Annotated in this window: 1 protein-coding gene; it reads right to left on the minus strand. The window is 67.8% G+C overall.

The features are described 5' to 3' along the window. A partial coding sequence (locus OC490_RS49105; RefSeq protein WP_262064561.1) for an ATP-binding cassette domain-containing protein occupies positions 1 to 686 on the minus strand: 686 nt, incomplete at both ends.

The following is a 686-nucleotide window of genomic DNA, read 5'->3' on the forward strand; positions in this document are numbered from 1 at the left end:
GCCATGTGGTTGGTCAGCTCTTCCAGGGTGATCTCGCTGCGTTCGGCGGAGAGTTCCATGGTGCCCAGGCGCAGGACGCTGAAGTGGTCGCCGACCATGTAGGCGTGGTGGGGGTTGTGGGTGATGAAGATGACCCCCAGACCGCGCTCGCGGGCAGCGGCCACGTACTTGAGGACCACACCCGACTGCTTGACGCCGAGGGCGGCGGTCGGCTCGTCGAGGATGAGGACGCGGGCGCCGAAGTAGACGGCGCGGGCGATGGCCACGCACTGGCGCTGGCCGCCGGAGAGGGTGCCGATGGGCTGGTCGAGGTTGTCCAGGACGATGCCCATGTTGCGCAGTTCCTCGTCGGCGGTCTGTTTCATCTTCTCGATGTCGAGGCGGCGCAACGGCCAGGGGCCCCTGGTCATCTCGGAGCCGAGGAAGAAGTTGCGCCACACCGGCATCAGCGGGACGACGGCCAGGTCCTGGTAGACCGTCGCGATACCCCGGTCCAGGGCCTGGCGGGGGGTGGTGAAGTGCACCGGTTCGCCGTCGACGAGGAACTCGCCCTCGGAGTGCTGGTGCAGCCCGGAGATGATTTTGATCAGGGTGGACTTGCCCGCCCCGTTGTCGCCCAGGACGCAGGTGACCTGGCCGGGGCGGACCGCGAGGTCCACACCGTGCAGGGCACGCACATTGCCGTA

This window comes from Streptomyces sp. STR69 (assembly GCF_024519455.1).
Lineage (GTDB): Bacteria > Actinomycetota > Actinomycetes > Streptomycetales > Streptomycetaceae > Streptomyces.